The sequence below is a fragment of the Maridesulfovibrio sp. genome (assembly GCF_963678865.1).
Lineage (GTDB): Bacteria > Desulfobacterota > Desulfovibrionia > Desulfovibrionales > Desulfovibrionaceae > Maridesulfovibrio.
In genome coordinates, this window is record NZ_OY787459.1 from 1832220 (window position 1) to 1850949 (window position 18730).

Sequence of the window (18730 nt, forward strand, 5' to 3'; positions counted from 1 at the left end):
GATATTATATGGCTGAGACCGAAACACATGATACCCTGCTTGAAGAGCTGCGCAGGCTGAATATTTACCCTCCTGACGAGCGGCAACTGGCTGAGTTGCGCTTTAAGATCGACGCTAAATTCAGTAGGGACCAGACATCCCCTGACAGTCTGGAAGCCGCCAAATATGCCACGCTGTTCTACGGTCTGGCCATGAAGGCTCTTGAGCAGGAAGCTGAGCAGAGCAGCAAGCCCTCCCTTGTCCCTGAAACCACCGACTCTACAGCAGCAGTCTGTCTCGACAACCTTGCCTTAATTGGTACCTGCGGTAAAAATCTTGCAGCTCTTATCCTCTGCAACCGTTTGCTGCCTTATTCTCGAGCCAAGGAATGGCTTTCCAATCAAAAAGACAAAACAGCCATTGCAGTGGCTGACCGTATGCTGGCCGTTCACACCGGGGATGTACCGGAACGGATTAAATATGCTGAATCCGTACTGGAACGCGTGGCAAACCTCGACCTGCGGGAATCAGTTGATTTCTTTGCCGGAAACGGAACCCGCAAGGGGCAGCTTTCTTTCAGCTCTTTAGAAAAATTCATGTCCGGCACCTACGGCAGAACATGCCGCGCAAGGTTGCGGACGCCAGAAAGTCTTGAAGAAATCACCCTTTGCACCGAAACCATGCCCCCCTACCCGGACAAAGACATGGTTGCAGATGTTTCTTTCCACCTGAAAACCATGGACCCCATCATCATGGAAAAGGTGCTCCGGGCTGTGGAAAGACTCGCTGACGAAATAGATGATGAACTGCTTAAAGAAATTCTGCCTCTGGCCCAGTCGCCTTCCCTGCCTCTCGCCAAAGCGTCGATGGACATTATCACCAAATTCGCAGGTCCCAGAAGAGGGCGTATCTTCGCCCAGCTTTTTAATGAAGCCCCTAAGTTGAGGGCGGAACTGATTAACCGGGTTCCGCTGCTGGGCAGTGATAGCTTCGCCCGTTTCATGAATGGAATTTCAGAAGTATTCCACACTCCGGTGTTGGCGGTTTTATTTTCCACAATAAGCGAAGAAGATCCGCAATGCTTCGGCAGCATTCTAAATCTTGTTCTCAGGCAGTCCCGCAGCCAAAAAAAGAACAGCCTTAAATCCGTGCTGGCCCGGATAATGAACACGGAAAACCTAGCCGAACCGGTCAGGAAGGAAATGCCCGAAGGCAAAAACGTTCCAGGTGTGGACTTTGTTAAACAAGGCGGCCCTATTATGCTCAATCTTGAGCATAAAGAGCAGGAACAGACCGGGTTCAAACGCATTTTCGGCAAACCTGCTGTGCAATCAGACGCTATGCCCGATATCTATACAGACGGACAGTTGACCAATCAGCGGCTACACAAATTAAACAAATGGAAAAGCCTTTCTCAAGGGCTGGCTTTCCAGAATTGCGTTTTTTCGGCTTGTGAATTCAGGGAATCATTCATGGAGGAATGCTCGTTCAAAGGATGTACCTTTGAAGCCTGCACCTTTGCTGATGCCTTTTTTCTGGAAGCGGAATTCACGGATTGTACTTTTATCAGCTGTTCCCTGAACGAAACCACATTTTATGACTGCTCTTTTAAAGATTGTTCCTTTCAATACTCACACTTTGATTCAGCAGTCACTTTCCTCAGTACTTTTAAGAACTGCCGTTTTAAAGCAACCGCATCTCCGGGAGCATATTTCTGCCGTACCAGTTTTACGGCAACCATGTTCCATACCTGTGATTTACGCGGGACCGTGTTTTACAAAGGAAGTGTGAAGGGTTCTGATTTTTGTTTCTCCGATTTTACCGCTACCATGTTCAGAGACGGAATCGTCAGCAGCTCATACTTTACAGAATGCAGCACAAGTCATTGCCGGGCCATGAACATGAAGACAGACTCCACGGAACTGCTCAAGGCCATGGTCTGGACCTTTACGGCCCGGCTTGCAGAGAGGGAGCAATTACGGAAAAGATCAACCGGATTCGGAAATATCGATGAATATGGAAAAGGCGTACTTCATAAAACGCTCAAGCGATGGTTTGTCCTCAAGGAAATAGAACGCAACCATGCCAATTTTTCCGAAAACAACAGACGCAGGCTGGACTGGACAGCGGCAAAACTTGAGGGAAAAGGCAGAAGATTCCTGAGCATACTGCCAGCCCTGCTGCACACCAATGCTTTTGAAGTCAGGTCGGGTATGGACCACCGCAGTACCGCTTCAAAAATAAACGGTTTCGAGCTTACCCCGCAGACAACAGACCTTCTGGAAGAATTCTTTCCTGAAACAAAATACGAAGAAAGCGGAAAAGACGCCATTCCCATTGAAGCTTTCATGTCTATCGGCAGCACCGGGACCATTGCCCAGACCGCTGATTCCGACCTTGATTGCTGGGTCTGCTGCAACTTCAAAGACATACATCCGGAAAGCAGGGAAAAACTGGGAATAAAGCTCAAAAGCATTGAGGAATGGGCCTTACATGAATTCGGTCTTGAAATTCATTTTTTCATCATGGACACTCTTGAAATCCGCCATAATAAGTTCGGGTTGAGTGATGAAGAGAGTTCCGGTTCCGCTCAAAGCGCAATTCTGAAAGAAGAATTTTACCGCACCGCCCTGCTGCTGGCCGGACGCCCTCCTCTGTGGTGGTTCACTCCTCCGGAATCAGGGCCCAAGACTTATGAAAACAGCAAAAAGAAAGTAAACCTGCTCAAGGGCAAAGATTTTTACGTTGATCTCGGCAATGTCCCGAAAATACCGGTAGAAGAATTCTTCGGCGCATCCCTGTGGCAGATAGTAAAAGGAATCAAGAGTCCGTTTAAATCTATTATGAAGTTCGGACTGCTGGAACTGTATACATCGGACAGCAAATATTCCCTGCTCTGTGAAAAGCTCAAGAAAAACATCCAGAATGGAAAACGCCGGCTGCATAGGGTTGATCCGTACATGCTCCTCTACCGTGAACTTGCTGACTTTTACGCTAAACGGGGACAGACCGACTGCATCTGGCTTACGGCCATGGCCCTGCGCCTGAAATGCGGACTTGTGGGTGAGAAAGGGATTGAAGGCAGTCCGGCCCGTGCTGAAGAAATTGAACTGATGAACTTCGCCTCAAGCCTGTCCGGTGAAACACCGGAAGGAGCTTTTGAAGGATTCAGGGGACTTACAGATTTCAGCTCCGTGGCCGAACTTGGCAAACAGATCAACCAGTTCATGATCAACACCTATATAAAAATTCGTGGCGAACAGGATAGAATTCCCGGAGTTGCCATTACCCCCGAAGACCTGACCAGACTCGGCAGGGTGGTTTTTTCTGCTTTTGCAAAACGCAAAGACAAGATTCAGCATCTATCCCTGCCCGGTCCCAAAACCCATTTTTTCAAGACCTTAATTATTTCACGCACGGAACAAGGGGACATATGGCAAATTCACGGTGAATTTCCAGATGAATCCGGAGCCCGGAACATCCTGACCCCAATTGAATCAGGGCAGGACCTCAACTGTATGCTGGTCTGGCTGGCCCTGAACAGACTCTACGATAAGGAGATGCAGGTCAAAACCGATATCAATTCCGGCCCACTACGGGAAAGGGATCTAAAAAGACTGTTCAGCGAACTGATGCTTTTCTTTCCGCAAAAAACGACTTTCAAAGTCCCCATTGAAGAAACCCTGAATGCTGAACGCATAACCAAAGGTTTCTTTATAGTTAACCTGTGCGTCCCCCCGGAAAGCAAAAAAATTCATGAGGTGAATCTGGTATACAGCACCAACTGGGGCGAAATATTCTGCTCTCCCCTCAAGGTGAACCGCAAACTGATTGAAAAACCTGAAATATTTCTGAAAGAACATATGGGTGCGCTTTACGATGGGAAAGTTGAACTGGGACAGTTTCTTCCCCAGAGCGCGGAGTGCCCCTTCCTGAAAATACCGGTCGGATTAGGGCACTAAGAAAATCCACCGCTACCGGAGAAAGTCCAACAAAAGGAATATCTTAAATGCCTATTATTCGCAAAAGCCTGCTGCAGTTGATTTTTTCCGGTTCGTTCATGAAAAGGTGGAATGACAAACTCCGCCCCATGGAACTGGTGGAGGTGGACAAACAAGCCCACAAAATGATTGCCGCCTGGATTCTTTTTATTCTGAACCGGGAAAATCTGGAACCACGTGATAGAATCAAGCTGGGTGACGAAATCGTTGAAGGCGGAATATTCGAATACCTCTTCCGCATGGTCATTACCGATATCAAACCTCCCGTGTTTTACCGCATTAAGGAAAACCCTGAACACTACCGCAAACTTTCGGAGTGGGTGCTCAAGCAGCTCCGCCCACGACTAATGCCTCTGGGTCTGGAATTCTGGGAGCGGCTTACAGAATACCACCTAAGCCCTGACGAGGGTTCTCTTGCCCGGCAGATACTCGATGCATCACACATGTATGCCAGCTACTCGGAATTTAAACTGCTCAAGCATCTCAACCAGATGGATGATGAACTGGTCGGGATCGAACAAAATTTTGTAGACCGTCTGGAAAGCTGCTCCGTTCTGAACGGAGTCAACGAGCTGCTGCACTCGGAAGCAACCCCTCTGGGACGTTTCGCCGACTTATGCGGTCGTTTGCGTTTTCAAACCCGCTGGTCCCAGACCCCGCGAATCCCGGAAACATCAGTGCTGGGCCATGTGTTTATCGTAGCCACCTTCGCGTGGTTCTTCAGTCTTGAGAAAGGAGCCTGTCCGGCTAGAAGGCAAAACAATTTTTTTACCGGACTGTTCCACGACATCCCCGAACTGCTTACCCGCGACATAATTTCCCCGGTCAAAAAATCAGATCCCACCATAGGTGAGCTTATCCGCGAATACGAAGATCAGGAAATGGAAAGGCGAATCATGGCTCCGCTTAAGGAGAACGGATATTCCATCGTCGCAGACAGGCTGGGGTATTTTCTGGGGGTTGAAACAGGTTCGGAATTCGATGCCGCAGCCATAGTCGGAGGATTTGCCAAAAAAATATCCACAGAGGAGCTGGATGCCCGGTACAATGACGATTCATACGACCCCAAAGACGGAGAACTGCTTAAACTATGTGATCATCTGGCCGCTTTCATGGAAGCGTACAACGCCATGCAGAACGGCATAACTTCCCCGCACCTGCATCAGGCATACTGGCGTATAAGCCAGAGCTATATGGAAACCCCGGTCGTAGCCGGAATACATGTCGGGCCTCTGCTGGCGGACTTTGAATAATCCGCCTTTGCGTGAACGCTGGAAATGTGGTTTAACTATGGTGAATGATTGCAAGCCGGCTTTGTTCAACCGCTAACAACTACAGTTCAACAGGAGAGAATCGATGCTGCTGAGAAAAAGAGCATGGGATATAATGAATGAAGATTTTTCCACCATTGAAGACTCTGCAAGCCTCGCCGAGGCTATACGCGCACTGCGCGACAGCATGAAGGAAGCTCCCGACAATCACGTTGTGGTGGTAAAAAAGAAAAACGGCTCCCTGCGCGGAGTGGTATCCATCTGGACAATGCTAAAGGCAGTCGAAGAAATGGTGCTAAAGGATGAAGACCTGAGCCTGACCGAAGAAGCGGACTGGGACCGTGCTTTCAAACGGGCCGGAACCGCCTGCTGTTCCACTGCTCTTGATGAGCACATCGAGGAAGACGTCGCGATCCTCAAACCTACGGACCCAATGCTGGTTGTACTGGAAATTTTCCGCAAAAAGAAAAGATCATGGGCTCTGGTTCAGGAAGGCGGAAACATCATCGGAGTGGTGCTTTTAAGTGATGTCTACCGCGAAATTACCCGAGATCTTGTTCAGCAGTTTTAATGGAAATCTGATGCGCTTCCAGCCAAATGGCCAGTGCAAAAATCCCAAAACTTTTTTATCCGGGCTTTGCCGCTTCGTTAATTAAATCGTCATAAATAAGACGGCCCTGTCTCCATCCAGGAAACAGGGCCGTTAATTTTTATAAGGGGTAAATCTATTTTTTCTTCAAAGTAAGCGCCCAAGCCTGAATATTCTTTGTCACTTCCGGGTCGTAACCTTTATCCTGAGAAATAGCCGCAGCAGCCTGAAGAGGGTCCACGGCTTCTGCAAAAGGACGCTTGCAGATCATGGCACAGTATGAATCAACAGCGGCAATGATCCGACCCAACTGGGTAATCTCCCGGCCTGATTTTTTCTGGGGATATCCCTTGCCGTTCAATCTTTCATGATGCTCAATGACACAGGCCTCAATCTCTTTGTATTTGAGGTCCAGCTTGCTGAGCATTTCATATCCCAGCATGGGATGCTTATCCACTTTCTGACGCTCATCAGTGGTCAGCGGCTTGGGCTTTTCGCGGATAAACAGGGGAATCTTGCTCATCCCCAGATCATGCAGAAAAAAACCTGCTGTCAGCCGATCAAAATGGGTACGGCTGATATCCCCGTCGGTAAAGTTCTTGCCTTTCATACGGATAAAAATTGATAAGGCGAGCACACCGCAATTCACGCTGTGCTGAGAAAGGGTATGCTCCCTGTGCAACCTTTTGGCCAGCGCTTTGATACGGTAAGGATCGTTCCATAGATATTCAGTCAAAACCATCAGGTCGGTCCAGAGCTTGTCCATGACTACTGCAACAGGCTGGTCCAGAAACTCGCTCATACGCATGGTCAGGGCTTCTATGAAAATATCCGCTATCTCGCTTTCCTTGAGGTTGCGGTCAACCAGCACAAGGTCCAACTGATAAGAGATGTGCTTCACGTATACCGGATGATCCTTGCGGGACACAAAAATGATGCCTTCCTTGACCATCCCGGCCAATTGCTCAATCTGTTCCTTGCTCAGCCTGCCTCCCACCTTGTAATATGGAGCAATACGGGCAACGTCCTCTTTGAACATGAAAATATCCAGTGGGGGTCTGAACTTATTGAAACTCTGAAGGATATCAGAACTGATCTGATAATACTCTTCGTTCAGACCTTCGGGAACATCCATTCTACCTTTTGCATGCATATTCAAACCTTACCCCGTAACTTGTAATCGACTTAAACCATTAGATTTACGTAGCAAACCGTAATAAAACAAAAGTTCCCATCCCGCACCCACTACGGCGGGACCGGACATAAAAAAATTAATTTGAATCCCGGTTTTCCATTGCCTATAGCACTCATATCTATGTTCGTGAAGTCTGTGTCCTGCAAGTTACAATTTTTATCTATTATTTTTAAAAAAAATATAAACTTTTTTTCTGCTTTTCTTAATTCTTTCTAAGGGCCGTATATATAAGCTTTTAGGAGAAGCAAAACAGGCTTCGACCATTGAAAACAGCCTGTTTTCGACCCTTTTATTTTGCTGGAGGGCCTTGACTTTTTCGTCAATTTCACACACAGGTGGTGAGACGGGGGGAATTGGTGGTAAATCTGTGTGATTGAGTGGTAGAAAAATGAAGTTTAGAGGTCACGCACATAGAAGCATGGATGCCAAAGGCAGACTTATGCTTACGCCGGAGTACCGGGATCAGGTTTATTCTGATTCCCCGGAAGGCTGCGTGACATTGACTATTTTCGAAGGAAACATAGTCGGCTTCACACCACCGGACTGGACGGTACTTGAAGAGAAACTTACCAGTATCAAAAGCCCCAGCCGGAAACTCAGGAATTTCATCCGTATAATCATTTCAGGTTCCGAAGAAGTCTACCTTGATAAACAAGGCAGAATCACCATCCCTTCCTATTTGCGGAAAAGCGGCAAGCTGGACAAGGAAGTAGTCCTTGCCGGAGTCGGCGACAGATTTGAGATCTGGGACAAGCGGGAATACGAAGCCCTGCTTGAACAGGATTTTGATGATGTTTCCGATGAATTGGCTGAATGCGGAGTTGAACTCCCGTTCTAGCCTGTTTTGCTGTTTCCGCCCCACTGACACGCATTTTTACTGATTTTTAAAACTTGATTTTCAAGACCGTCACGGTTAACCCCAACTCCCCCCCAGAGTGCGGTTATAACCGACAAACGTTTTTGAATCAGGAAATTATGGAAAGCAAGAAATTAAAGCCTGAACAGGTCCACACTTCCGTTCTGCTGAATGAAGTCATTGAATGGCTGGCTCCCAAACCCGGAGGCCGCTACCTTGATGGAACTCTCGGCATGGCCGGGCACTCCAGTGCAATACTCAAAGCAGCCGGCGAAGGTGCCGAACTGGCCGGGCTGGACCGCGACGAGCAGGCCCTTGAACTGGCCGGGGAACGGTTGGCCCCGTTCGGAAAAAACGCGCACAGGTTCCACCTTGCTTTCAGTAAGTTTGAAGCGGCCCTCAATGAACTGGGCTGGGATACTGTTGACGGTGTTGTTCTCGACCTCGGAGTATCCTCCCTGCATCTGGACCACGCCGAGCGTGGATTCAGTTTTATCAAGGACGGTCCGCTGGATATGCGCATGGACCCGGCAGGCGGCATGCCTCCGGCCTCTTCCATTGTAAACAAAGGTTCGTATTCCGACCTGAACAGAATCCTGAAGCTTTACGGCGAAGAACCTTTGGCCTCCAAGATCACCAAGGCGATCATTGCGGCCCGGGAAGAAGAAAAAATTACCACCACCCTGCAACTGGCCTCAATTGTGGAAAAAGCATACCCGGCCAAACGCAGGGCGCTGTCCCGGACTCATCCGGCGACTAAAACCTTTCAGGGCCTCCGTATTGCCGTGAATTCCGAACTTGAAGAGTTACAGACTTTTCTTGACCGGATTCCGGAAAGACTCAGTCCCGGAGCCAGGGTCGCGATCATATCCTTCCATTCACTGGAAGACCGTATCGTGAAAAAGACCTTCAAGGCCAAGTCGCAAGGCTGTGACTGTCCGCCCATGCAGCCCATGTGCACCTGCGGGAAGGTCAGGAAGTTGAAAGTACTGACCAGAAAGCCGGTCCTTCCCACTGAGGAAGAGATGAAAGTAAACACCCGCAGCCGCAGCGCGAAACTCCGCGTAGCCGAAAGGATAGGGGAGGACGGGTAAACTGCCATGAGTGATTCCAAGGGAATAGCCATGGCCCTGGCCCTGACCATGGGATCGGCACTGATACTTGGGCTGGTCTCGGTCTGGCTGAACATCGAGCGGGTCGACAAGGCATACGACCTGAGGCGCATGGAAAAAAGACTCGATGAACAGGATTCTCTGGCTGCGAAGCTGGAAGTGGAAAAAAACAACCTGCTCTCCCCCATAAGACTGAGAGAGCTGGCAAAAAAATACGGTTTCGGACCGGCCTCACAGGGGCAGATAAGAAGACCGAAACCATAGAAGACAAAACAGGGAGCCCTAAACAATGGCTAAAAGGAAAAAAGAAAGCCTGAAGGCGAGCAGAACAAAGCTGCTCTTCGTCATGTTCCTTTTCGCCCTTGTATGGACAGGACTTCTGGGCAGGGCAGCATGGCTGCAACTTTTCAAAGGGGCAGACCTGTCGCGCATGGTTTCCCGTCAGCACCTTGCAGCGGAACTGGAACGCGGCGAACGCGGGTCCATTTATGACCGTAACGGCAATCTACTGGCAACCAGTGTAGAAGCTTCATCCGTGTACATTCGCCCGGTCAAGGTTACCGATGTTGGCGGCACGGCTTACAAACTTTCAAAAATTCTCGGCATCTCACAGGAGAAGCTGAGAAAAAAATTGTCCCGCAAGTCGAATTTCATCTGGATCAAACGGCAGATCAATGACCGTGTTGCCCAGAAGATCAAGCAGGCTGATCTGCCCGGCGTATATCTGACTACAGAATACGTCAGGCTTTATCCCAACAACTACCTTGCAGGGCAACTGCTCGGTTTTTCCGGGATAGACGGTAAAGGGCTCGAAGGGCTTGAAAAGGAATTCAACGACCGTCTTGCAGGGCGCAAGGCACAATTTGTTGTGCAGCGCGACGCTTCAGGCCGCAGGCTCTACCTTGATGCCATGGGCCGGGAAATGGACGTGCGCGGCAAGGACATCCACCTGACCATTGATTCTCACCTGCAGTCGGTAACAGAAAATGCTCTGGCCGAGGCGGTAAAAAAATACAACGGCAAGTGGGGCTCAGCTATAGTTGTTGAAGTTGCCAGCGGCGATATTCTGGCTATTGCCAACTGCCCTCGCTTCAACCCAAATATTTTCCGCACCAGTTCTCCCAACATATGGAGGAACCGTGCGGCTCTCGACGTTGTCGAGCCGGGATCAACTTTCAAGCCATTTCTCATGGCTGCAGCTCTTGAGCACAAGGTTGTAACCCCCGAAAAGCTCTTTGACTGTGAAAACGGACGCTGGAAGATCAATGGCAAGTACATCAAGGACACCCACAAGGAAGGCTGGCTTCCGGTGCACAAAATACTTCGCTATTCTAGCAACATCGGCTGTGCGAAGATCGGTCTTGAGCTGGGCGTGCAGAACTATCATAAGTTCATCAACGACCTCGGCTTCGGACACAAAACCGGACTGCCTATTCCCGGCGACCGCAAAGGACTGATCCGTCCTGCTGCCAAGTGGAATGAAATTGACCTGGCTGCAGGATCGTTCGGACAGGGTATCGGTGTAACCACCGTGCAGATGGCAAAAGCCTACCTGACTATTGCCAACAAAGGAGTTGAGAAACCGCTCCGCCTGGTACAATTCCCCCGCTCCGAGCAGGAAGAAGCACCCAGGCGGATATTCAGTGCGGAAGTGGCTGAAAAAGTACTCTCCATGATGCGCGAGGTTGTGCAGGACGACGGTACCGGCAGTAAAGCCCGTATCAGCGGAACCACTGTAGCGGGCAAGACCGGGACCGCCCAGAAAGCACATAAGGGCGGCTACGGCACCGAGTTTATTGCCTCTTTCGTAGCACTGGTTCCCGGCTACAACCCGGATTACATCGTCTACATGATGGTGGATGATCCCAAGCCGAACCATTACGGAAGCACCGTTGTTGCCCCGGCGGTTAAAAAGATCATGACCCAGACCCTTGCCTATTACGGCAAGCTGCCGGAACACCGTAATCCGACCCCGGTCATTGCTGCGGGAGAGAATTACACAGCAATGCCCAAAAAGGCATTGCGGGCCACCCCGGTTAAAATAACCGTTTCCGGGGACAATGTTCCTGATTTAAAAGGAATGCCCATTCGCAGGGCAATTGAAATATTAGTCCAGAAAGGCTTCGTCCCCAAACTTAAAGGTCAGGGGATGACCGTAACCAAACAGCTTCCAGCCGCAGGCAACAAATGGCCTGAGGACAAAAAAGCTGAAATGGTTTTATGGGTTTCTTAGTTAAAGGAATTTTTATGTCTGAAACAGTACTGAACAAAGCAAAATGGGACAAACTCCTCGCCAGAGTAGACGAAGGGTTGATGGTCCGCTCTGATTCACGGAAAGTCTGCGAAGGCGATGTCTTTGTCGCTATTTCAGGCCCTCTGCGTGACGGTGCTGATTTCGTACCTCAGGCCCTGAAGCAGGGAGCAGCATACATTGTCTGCGAAAAAGAAGTGGAAACCGGGTCCGCCGAACTGATACCCCATCCTTCCCCACGTGAAGCTCTGGGCGAACTGGCCATGACTTACTTCAAAACCGCAGACAGCAAAATCAGGCTGGTGGGAATAACCGGAACAAACGGTAAAACCACTACCTCCTACCTGATTGAACAACTGCTTTCAGCCGCCGGAATGAAGGTGGGCGTACTCGGTACTGTAAGTTACCGCTGGCCCGGCTTTGAACAGGAAGCTCCTCTGACCACTCCCGGTTGCTGGGAGCTGCATGAAATGCTGTCCAAAATGGATGCGGCAGGCGTTGAGGTTGTTGTCATGGAAGTTTCCTCCCATGCCCTGCACCAGAACCGTGTCTGCGGACTCAGCTTCGATGCGGCGGTAATAACCAATGTCACGCAGGACCACCTCGATTACCACGGGGACATGGAAAAATATTTCAAAGCAAAATGTATGCTTTTCCAGCATTATCCCAGTGCACTTAAGCGTGGAATTATCAACTTCGATGATCCTTACGGCAAACGCCTGCTCGAGTGTTATTCCCCGGCCATAGGTTATGGAATGGACGCATCCTGCGCCACAGGCTGCAAATCCCTGTGCGGGGAAATGGTCTCCTGCTCCGGTGACGGAATGCGCCTGAAAATGACCTGCGGCGGTGAACAATGGGAAATCGAAACCGACCTTATCGGTAAGTTCAACGGCTCCAACCTGCTGGCGGCACAGGCCATCGGACTGCACTTCGGTCTTACTCCCGATCAGATGGACGTATTCAAGGAGTTTGACGGTGTTCCCGGCAGACTTGAGCGGGTCCGCAATGATCAGGGACTCAATATTTTCGTGGACTATGCCCACACCCCGGATGCGCTGGACAATGTTCTGCGTACCCTGAAAGACCTTGATTTTAAAAGGGTCATCACCGTATTCGGTTGCGGCGGCGACAGAGACAGGGCCAAACGCCCGCTCATGGCTGAGGCCGCCTGCCGCTATTCCGATGTAGCCGTGCTGACATCGGATAATCCGCGTACTGAAGATCCCATGCAGATCATCGAAGATGTACGTCCCGGCCTCAAAGGCTGTGACCACATTATCGAAGAAGTCGACCGCGCAGCAGCCATCAGGAAAGCGGTAGCGGAAATGAATGCAGACGATGTGCTGCTCATTGCAGGCAAAGGACACGAAACATACCAGATCATCGGAACAGAAAAGCGGGACTTCAGCGACAGCGAAGAAGTCTCAAAGGCGATCAAGGAGATTTACGGTTGAAGCTGACCTTATGTGAACTCGAAGAACAGCTCATGGGGAGCAGCGATCTACCCTCTGCGGCAGACATCGAAATAGCAGCTGTGCGTACTGACAGCAGGCTGGTAAAAGAAGGTGATGTCTTTTTCTGCATTGCAGGGGAAAATTTCGACGGCCACAACTTTGCAGAACAGGCTTTTGAAGCCGGAGCAGTTGCGGTGGTTGTTTCCCAGTTCATGCCCGAACTTGAGGGCAAACAAACCATCATGGTTCGCGACACCGTACAGGCCCTTGGCCGGATTGCCGCGTACTGGCGGTTGAAATCCCATGCCCGAATGATCGCAGTAACTGGCTCTGCCGGTAAGACAACCGTAAAAGAAATGCTGGCCCACGTGCTTTCCGGTTCCCATTCCGTGCATAAGAACTTCATGAACATGAACAACCAGCTAGGTCTGCCTCTCTCCATGCTTGAAGCAACAGGAGAAGAGACTTACTGGGTCATGGAGCTGGGCATCAGCCTGCCTCATGATATGGGTGAGCTCGGTCCCATTGCACAGCCTGACATGGCAATTATCCACAATATCGGTCCCGCACACCTTGAAGGGCTGGGCTCGCTGGAAAATGTTGCTATCCAGAAGTCATCACTTTTCAAATACATCCGTCCCGAAGGGAAGGCCCTGTGCTGCAAGGATCACGAACTGCTCTGGAACGCAGCCAATGAAATAAGCACGCCTGTTGCCTTTTCCTCTCAGGATGAAACCGCAGAATACTACAGCACCCTGCTGCACACCCTTCCTGACGGGTCAGGGCGTTTCCTGATTAAGGCCGGAGAGGAGACAGCGGAAGTGATTCTGCCCACCTGCGGCTCACATTTCGCGGAAAACGCAGCTGCGGTCACTTGTGCCGCTCATCAACTGGGAATGGAATTAACTGAGATTGCTGAAAGACTTTCTACAGTAGAGCTGCCCAAGCAGCGCTTCCACTGCCATACCCATGGGGAATGGACGCTTATCGACGACTCCTACAATGCCAACCCGCTCTCTATGGACCGGGCAATCGACACCGCAAAGCACATTGCCGGAGAAAGACCGCTGGTGCTGGTGCTAGGCGATATGCTGGAACTTGGCGAGGAGGCCGGATGCGCACATTGCGACCTCGGCACTAAAATCGCGTCAGTCAAGCCTGATGCAACTTTCTACCACGGTATGCACTATGCCGAAGTAGCCGCCAATACCAATGGATCTACCCTCGTTCCGGTAAATAAACCTGCTGAATTTTTGAATGGAATACATGAACTTGGTCTCAATGACGCGGTGGTCCTTTTCAAAGGATCAAGGTCCTGCCACATGGAAGACTACTTCAACGCATTGAGCAGCGATATCAACAGGGAGAGCGGAGGAAACAAAGCATGATCTATCATTTTCTAGTCCCCCTGAGCGCACAGTTGGGAGTGCTTAACGTATTCCGGTACATAACCTTTCGCTCCATCTACGCCCTGCTTACCGCGCTGGTGATCACCATCGTACTCGGCCCCATGATGATGCGCTGGCTGCAAAAAATCAAATGCGGCCAGTATATTCAGGACGAAGTCGGTGAATTGCACAAATGCAAAGCCGGAACACCGACTATGGGCGGGTTGCTGCTCGGTTTCGGAGTGCTGGTTTCCACCATGCTCTGGGCAGACCTGAGCAACATGTACGTCTGGCTGACCATGCTGGTCTTCGCCGGGTTCGGTCTGGTGGGATTCGTTGACGACTACACCAAAATAAGAGGCAAACAGAACAAAGGGATTTCCCCTAAAGCCAAACTTTTCGGGCAATTGCTGGTGGCAGGAATTGCTGTAGGCCTGCTGATCATGCAACCTGCATATTCAACAGAACTGGCTGTGCCGTTCTTTAAAAATTTCACCCCGAACCTCGGCTGGCTCTATCTGCCCTTTGCCCTGCTGGTCATGATCGGGGCTTCCAACGGGGTTAACCTCACAGACGGATTGGACGGTTTGGCAATCGGGCCATCCATCACCAGTGCCACCTGTTACGCTTTTTTTATTTACATTGCCGGGCATGTGGGCATGGCTAACTATCTGAATGTTCCCCATGTACCGGGAGTAGGTGAAGTTACGGTCTTCTGCGGGGCTCTTGTGGGCGCAGGACTTGGCTTCCTCTGGTACAACGCATACCCGGCCCAGTTATTCATGGGAGATGTAGGTTCGCTCAGCATCGGCGGCGTGCTTGGTTTTATAGCCGTGCTCTGCAAACAGGAACTGCTGCTGATTATCGTCGGCGGAGTCTTCGTATTTGAGACCATCTCGGTAATCATGCAGGTTAGTTATTTCAAAGTCAGCGGCGGCAAACGGATTTTCCGCATGGCCCCCCTGCACCATCATTTTGAACACAAGGGAGTTCCGGAATCCAAGATAGTAATCAGGTTCTGGATCATCTCAATATTAATGGCTCTTATGGCTCTTAGTACCCTGAAAATCAGGTAAGGATGTTATGGACAGCGCATTTGTAGAACAGGTCACCTCGACCCGCATGTTCACCGGCAGGTTGGCAGTAGTCGCCGGGGCCGGAAGATCAGGTCTTGCTGCAGCAAAACTGCTGCACAAGCTCAAGGCCACCGTGCGCATTGTGGACAGTAATGAAAATCTGAGCACTGACATCCTTGAAGGATTGGGACCGGATACAGAACTCATGACCGGACCCTTCTGCGAAGAACAATTTGCCGGAGCGGATGTGATAATAGCCAGCCCCGGAATCCCGGCCCGCAAAATAGCTCCGTTTATCGGTAACCTTCCGGAACGGGCCATCATTTCCGAGCTGGAACTCGCTTCGTGGTTTGCAAATGAGCCCAAAATCGCAATCACCGGGACCAACGGCAAAACAACAACAACCGCGCTGATCAAACACATTCTGGAAAGCGCAGGCCGCAAAGCTTTTGCCGGGGCCAACTATGGCACTCCCCTTTCGGAATTTATCGCCGCTGACGGCAAAGCGGATGTCCTTGTACTTGAAGTTTCAAGCTTCCAGCTCCAGAACTGCCGTTTATTCAGACCGCAGGCCGCCATCCTGCTCAATATTTCTCCCAACCACCTCAATTACCATGAGGACATGGACGAATATCTGCAGGCAAAACTCAAGATTTTCGAACGCCAGAGTGAAGACGAACTGGCCATCCTGCCTGCAGACATGAAAAATGAACTCGACCCGGCCACCTTCACCAAAGCCGAAGTAAAATGGTTTGACGGTTCAACCTTTGAAGAGCAGCCAAACCTGCCCGGATTCCACAACCGCCTGAACATTGAAGCGGCGTGGCTGGCTCTCGAAAAGATAGGTCTGACCCGCGAAGAATTTGAAGCAGGGCTGAAAACATTTGAAGGCAAACCGCACCGGGTGCAGGAGATCGGCTCTGTAGACGGAATCCGCTTCATTGATGACTCCAAGGGCACCAACCTTGATGCTGTACGCGCAGCACTTGATACCTTTGAAGGACCAGTCCGTTTACTTCTCGGCGGTGTATTCAAAGGCGGAGATGTAAGCGAGATTATCCCGGCCATGCGAGGAAAAGTTGCAGAAGTAGGGCTTTTCGGTGCAGGACGCGAGTACTTCGAACCCGCTCTCAAGGATGAATTTAAAATTTCCTGGTACGAAAATCTTGAAAAAGCAGTGCGTGCCCTTTTTGCAAATGCACAGGCAGGAGACATCATCCTGCTTTCCCCGGCAACAGCGAGCTTTGACGCTTACTCCGGGTACGAGGCTAGAGGCGATGATTTTAAACGGATCATGGAGGAACTATCTTGAACAAGAAAAAGAACCTCTCCGGCAAACCGGAACGGCTTGATTACTGGCTGTTGGGCGCAGCGCTGCTGCTGGCCTGCTTCGGACTGATGATGGTCCTTTCCGCCAGTGGAATCATGGCTGAGCGTTTCTTCGACGACAAATACATCTTCTTCAAGAAGCAGGCGGTATTTCTCGTGGCCGGAACCTTCATGATGTATATCAGCTCCCGTCTGCCTAAAGCCGTTTTCTATAATATGGTCTATGTCTGGCTTATGGCAGCTTTTGTGCTCCTGCTGCTCTGCGACTTCTCGCCCCTGTCGGTTGCTGCCGGCGGTGCGAAACGCTGGATAGCACTGGGGCCGATCCGCATCCAGCCGCTGGAATTCTGCAAACCGGCGCTGGTGCTCTATCTGGCTTACTTTTTCTCCCGTAAGCAGGAACTGATCAAGACCTTCAGCGTGGGCTTTCTGCCTCCCTTTGCCATTACCGGGGTGCTCTGCCTGCTGCTTATGATGCAACCTGATTTTGGCGGATCGGTCTTTTTATGCATGATCCTTTTCTTCATGAGTCTGGTCGGCGGAACCAGAATCAGCTACCTGCTAACTTCACTGATTTTCGCAGGCGGTGCCGGATACATGCTCATCACCAGCTCCCCGTACAGGCTGAAACGCATGACCGCGTTCATAGACCCCTTCAAATCCGCACATGAAGAAGGCTACCAGTTGGTTCAATCCCTGTACGCCTTTGGGTCGGGTAATGTCTTCGGGCAGGGGCTTGGGGCAGGTAAGCAGAAACTTTTCTTTCTCCCTGAAGCACATAATGACTTCATCATGGCTGTTGTGGGTGAAGAGCTTGGCTTTATCGGCGTGGTGGCAGTATTTGCGGTTATCGGTTTTCTTGTCTGGCGCGGATTTAAAATAGCTCTGGCTCAGGAAGATCTGCAGGACCGTTTCACCGCCTACGGGCTGACCATCATGCTCGCGCTTGGTTTCTGCCTGAACCTTGCAGTTGTCATGGGAACCGTACCGCCCAAGGGCGTGCCCATGCCTTTTGTTAGCTATGGCGGTTCAAGCCTGATGATTTCCTGTATCTGCATCGGCATCCTCCTCAATCTTTCAAGGGGGAAAGTCTGATGAACCGCATTGTCCTGACCACCGGCGGCACCGGGGGACACGTTTTCCCCGCACTGGCCGTTGCCAACGAGATTAAAACCCGTTTCCCAAACTGCGAGATTCTCTTTATCGGCGGCAAGGGACCGGAACGGGAAATGGTCGAACAGGCGGGATTCTCTTTTAAGGGACTCCCGGCAAAAGGTGTAATGGGCGGCGGTTTGAAAAAAATTTTGAGTTCGCTCTGGATAGTAGCCGCGCTGGTTATGGCCCTGAGGGAAATCGCATCATTCAGGCCGGAAGCGGTAATCGGGTTCGGCGGATATGCCGGATTCTGCCCGGTGCTGGCGGCATGGATGCTGGGCATCCCCACAGCAATCCACGAGCAGAACAGTATTCCCGGAGTAACCAACCGCATTCTGGGAAGAATTGTAAAAAGAGTTTTCGCCTCATTTGAGGACCGCAACGGATCATTCCCCGCAGCCAAAACTGTTGTGGTGGGTAATCCGGTTCGTAAAGAGATATTTAACTCCGGCAGAAATGCTGACTCCAAAGCAGTTCTGGTCTTCGGTGGAAGTCAGGGCGCGGCAGCCATCAATGATGCAATTATCAGTGGCCTTGCCAAGCTCAAGGAAGCAGGAATAACCCTGCGCCACCAGACCGGGAAAAATGATTTTGAAAAAGTCCGCAAAGCATACGTGGAGAACGGCATGGACACCGGTGCAGTATCCCCGTTCATCCATGATATGGGCAAAGCTTATGCCGAAGCTGCCCTCATCGTGTGCCGGGCCGGGGCTTCAACTGTTTTCGAGATAGCAGCAGCGGGTAAGCCGGCAATACTGATTCCGTTTCCGCAGGCCACCCACGATCACCAGACCGGCAACGCACGTTCATTGGCTGATCTGGGCGCGGCACTGTTGATTCCGCAGAACGAACTCGACGGACCAAAGCTGGCAGATGAAATTATTAAACTGATTACGGATCAGGACAGGCTGAAAGCCATGGGAAGCAAGGGGCTTTCATTTGCCAGAACTGATGCGGCCTCCGCCATCGCGGAAGGCATTGGAGATATTATTAGAATGAAAACAGTGAGAGGTGCAGCATGATCGCAGCAGAAGGACCGAGTGTACCATTAGTTACGGACACCGCATGTCC

The 18730-nt window shown here is 50.7% G+C and carries 14 protein-coding genes; 13 read left to right on the forward strand and 1 reads right to left on the reverse strand.

Going from position 1 to position 18730, the window contains the following annotated elements; all coding sequences use genetic code 11:
- The first annotated feature begins 8 nt into the window (after positions 1-8).
- The 3 genes from ACKU41_RS08485 to ACKU41_RS08495 all read left to right on the forward strand — a co-directional run bounded on the left by ACKU41_RS08485 (position 9) and on the right by ACKU41_RS08495 (position 5822).
- A complete protein-coding gene (locus ACKU41_RS08485) occupies positions 9-3941 on the forward strand; it encodes a class I adenylate cyclase (protein WP_321405024.1) in 3933 nt (1310 codons plus the stop codon).
- A gap of 47 nt (positions 3942-3988) precedes the next feature.
- The gene (locus ACKU41_RS08490) at positions 3989-5233 is read left to right on the forward strand and encodes an HD domain-containing protein (protein WP_319780978.1); all 1245 of its coding nucleotides are present in this window, start codon (positions 3989-3991) and stop codon (positions 5231-5233) included.
- A 103-nt stretch (positions 5234-5336) separates the two neighbouring features.
- Entirely contained in the window at positions 5337-5822 is a 486-nt protein-coding gene (locus ACKU41_RS08495) for a CBS domain-containing protein (protein WP_321405025.1), read from the forward strand.
- A gap of 154 nt (positions 5823-5976) precedes the next feature.
- On the opposite strand, the gene ACKU41_RS08500 is transcribed toward ACKU41_RS08495, so the two are convergent.
- Positions 5977-6993 (reverse strand): HD domain-containing phosphohydrolase, encoded by a 1017-nt coding sequence (locus tag ACKU41_RS08500; protein WP_321405251.1) that lies wholly within the window; start codon positions 6991-6993, stop codon positions 5977-5979.
- A 430-nt stretch (positions 6994-7423) separates the two neighbouring features.
- Here ACKU41_RS08500 and mraZ point away from each other — a divergent pair, with 430 nt between their 5' ends.
- The 10 genes from mraZ (at position 7424) to murG (ending at position 18681) form a co-directional block, all read left to right on the forward strand.
- Positions 7424-7873, forward strand: a complete 450-nt coding sequence (mraZ, locus tag ACKU41_RS08505; protein WP_319780980.1) for a division/cell wall cluster transcriptional repressor MraZ — start codon at positions 7424-7426, stop codon at positions 7871-7873.
- Positions 7874-8010: 137 nt separating this feature from the next.
- Complete coding sequence (gene rsmH, locus ACKU41_RS08510; protein ID WP_319780981.1) at positions 8011-8985, forward strand: 16S rRNA (cytosine(1402)-N(4))-methyltransferase RsmH; 975 nt, start codon at positions 8011-8013, stop codon at positions 8983-8985.
- Between the two features lie 6 nt (positions 8986-8991).
- Positions 8992-9267 carry a hypothetical protein gene (locus ACKU41_RS08515; protein ID WP_319780982.1) on the forward strand — a complete coding sequence of 92 codons (276 nt, stop codon included), beginning with the start codon at positions 8992-8994 and terminating at the stop codon, positions 9265-9267.
- A gap of 25 nt (positions 9268-9292) precedes the next feature.
- Positions 9293-11236 (forward strand): penicillin-binding transpeptidase domain-containing protein, encoded by a 1944-nt coding sequence (locus ACKU41_RS08520; protein ID WP_321405026.1) that lies wholly within the window; start codon positions 9293-9295, stop codon positions 11234-11236.
- Between the two features lie 14 nt (positions 11237-11250).
- Entirely contained in the window at positions 11251-12711 is a 1461-nt protein-coding gene (locus ACKU41_RS08525; protein ID WP_321405027.1) for a UDP-N-acetylmuramoyl-L-alanyl-D-glutamate--2,6-diaminopimelate ligase, read from the forward strand.
- A complete protein-coding gene (gene murF, locus ACKU41_RS08530) occupies positions 12708-14099 on the forward strand; it encodes a UDP-N-acetylmuramoyl-tripeptide--D-alanyl-D-alanine ligase (RefSeq protein ID WP_321405028.1) in 1392 nt (463 codons plus the stop codon). Before ACKU41_RS08525 ends, murF begins: the two co-directional genes overlap by 4 nt.
- Entirely contained in the window at positions 14096-15175 is a 1080-nt protein-coding gene (gene mraY / locus ACKU41_RS08535) for a phospho-N-acetylmuramoyl-pentapeptide-transferase (protein ID WP_319780986.1), read from the forward strand. The genes murF and mraY overlap by 4 nt, the downstream gene beginning before the upstream one ends.
- Positions 15176-15182: 7 nt before the next feature.
- Positions 15183-16487 carry a UDP-N-acetylmuramoyl-L-alanine--D-glutamate ligase gene (gene murD / locus ACKU41_RS08540; protein WP_319780987.1) on the forward strand — a complete coding sequence of 435 codons (1305 nt, stop codon included), beginning with the start codon at positions 15183-15185 and terminating at the stop codon, positions 16485-16487.
- Complete coding sequence (gene ftsW / locus ACKU41_RS08545; protein WP_319780988.1) at positions 16484-17599, forward strand: putative lipid II flippase FtsW; 1116 nt, start codon at positions 16484-16486, stop codon at positions 17597-17599. The genes murD and ftsW overlap by 4 nt, the downstream gene beginning before the upstream one ends.
- Positions 17599-18681, forward strand: coding sequence for an undecaprenyldiphospho-muramoylpentapeptide beta-N-acetylglucosaminyltransferase (gene murG, locus ACKU41_RS08550; RefSeq protein ID WP_321405029.1), 1083 nt, complete (start codon positions 17599-17601; stop codon positions 18679-18681). The genes ftsW and murG overlap by 1 nt, the downstream gene beginning before the upstream one ends.
- Positions 18682-18730 lie beyond the last annotated feature (49 nt).

Excerpts from the sequence above, each read along its gene's own strand:
- ACKU41_RS08515 (WP_319780982.1), top strand. The coding sequence starts at position 8,992 with ATGAGTGATTCCAAGGGAATAGCCATGGCCCTGGCCCTGACCATGGGA.
- mraY (WP_319780986.1), top strand. The coding sequence starts at position 14,096 with ATGATCTATCATTTTCTAGTCCCCCTGAGCGCACAGTTGGGAGTGCTT.
- ACKU41_RS08490 (WP_319780978.1), top strand. The coding sequence starts at position 3,989 with ATGCCTATTATTCGCAAAAGCCTGCTGCAGTTGATTTTTTCCGGTTCG.
- mraZ (WP_319780980.1), top strand. The coding sequence starts at position 7,424 with ATGAAGTTTAGAGGTCACGCACATAGAAGCATGGATGCCAAAGGCAGA.
- ACKU41_RS08495 (WP_321405025.1), top strand. The coding sequence starts at position 5,337 with ATGCTGCTGAGAAAAAGAGCATGGGATATAATGAATGAAGATTTTTCC.
- murD (WP_319780987.1), top strand. The coding sequence starts at position 15,183 with ATGGACAGCGCATTTGTAGAACAGGTCACCTCGACCCGCATGTTCACC.
- murG (WP_321405029.1), top strand. The coding sequence starts at position 17,599 with ATGAACCGCATTGTCCTGACCACCGGCGGCACCGGGGGACACGTTTTC.
- ACKU41_RS08520 (WP_321405026.1), top strand. The coding sequence starts at position 9,293 with ATGGCTAAAAGGAAAAAAGAAAGCCTGAAGGCGAGCAGAACAAAGCTG.
- ACKU41_RS08500 (WP_321405251.1), bottom strand. The coding sequence starts at position 6,993 with ATGCATGCAAAAGGTAGAATGGATGTTCCCGAAGGTCTGAACGAAGAG.
- ACKU41_RS08485 (WP_321405024.1), top strand. The coding sequence starts at position 9 with ATGGCTGAGACCGAAACACATGATACCCTGCTTGAAGAGCTGCGCAGG.
- ACKU41_RS08525 (WP_321405027.1), top strand. The coding sequence starts at position 11,251 with ATGTCTGAAACAGTACTGAACAAAGCAAAATGGGACAAACTCCTCGCC.
- rsmH (WP_319780981.1), top strand. The coding sequence starts at position 8,011 with ATGGAAAGCAAGAAATTAAAGCCTGAACAGGTCCACACTTCCGTTCTG.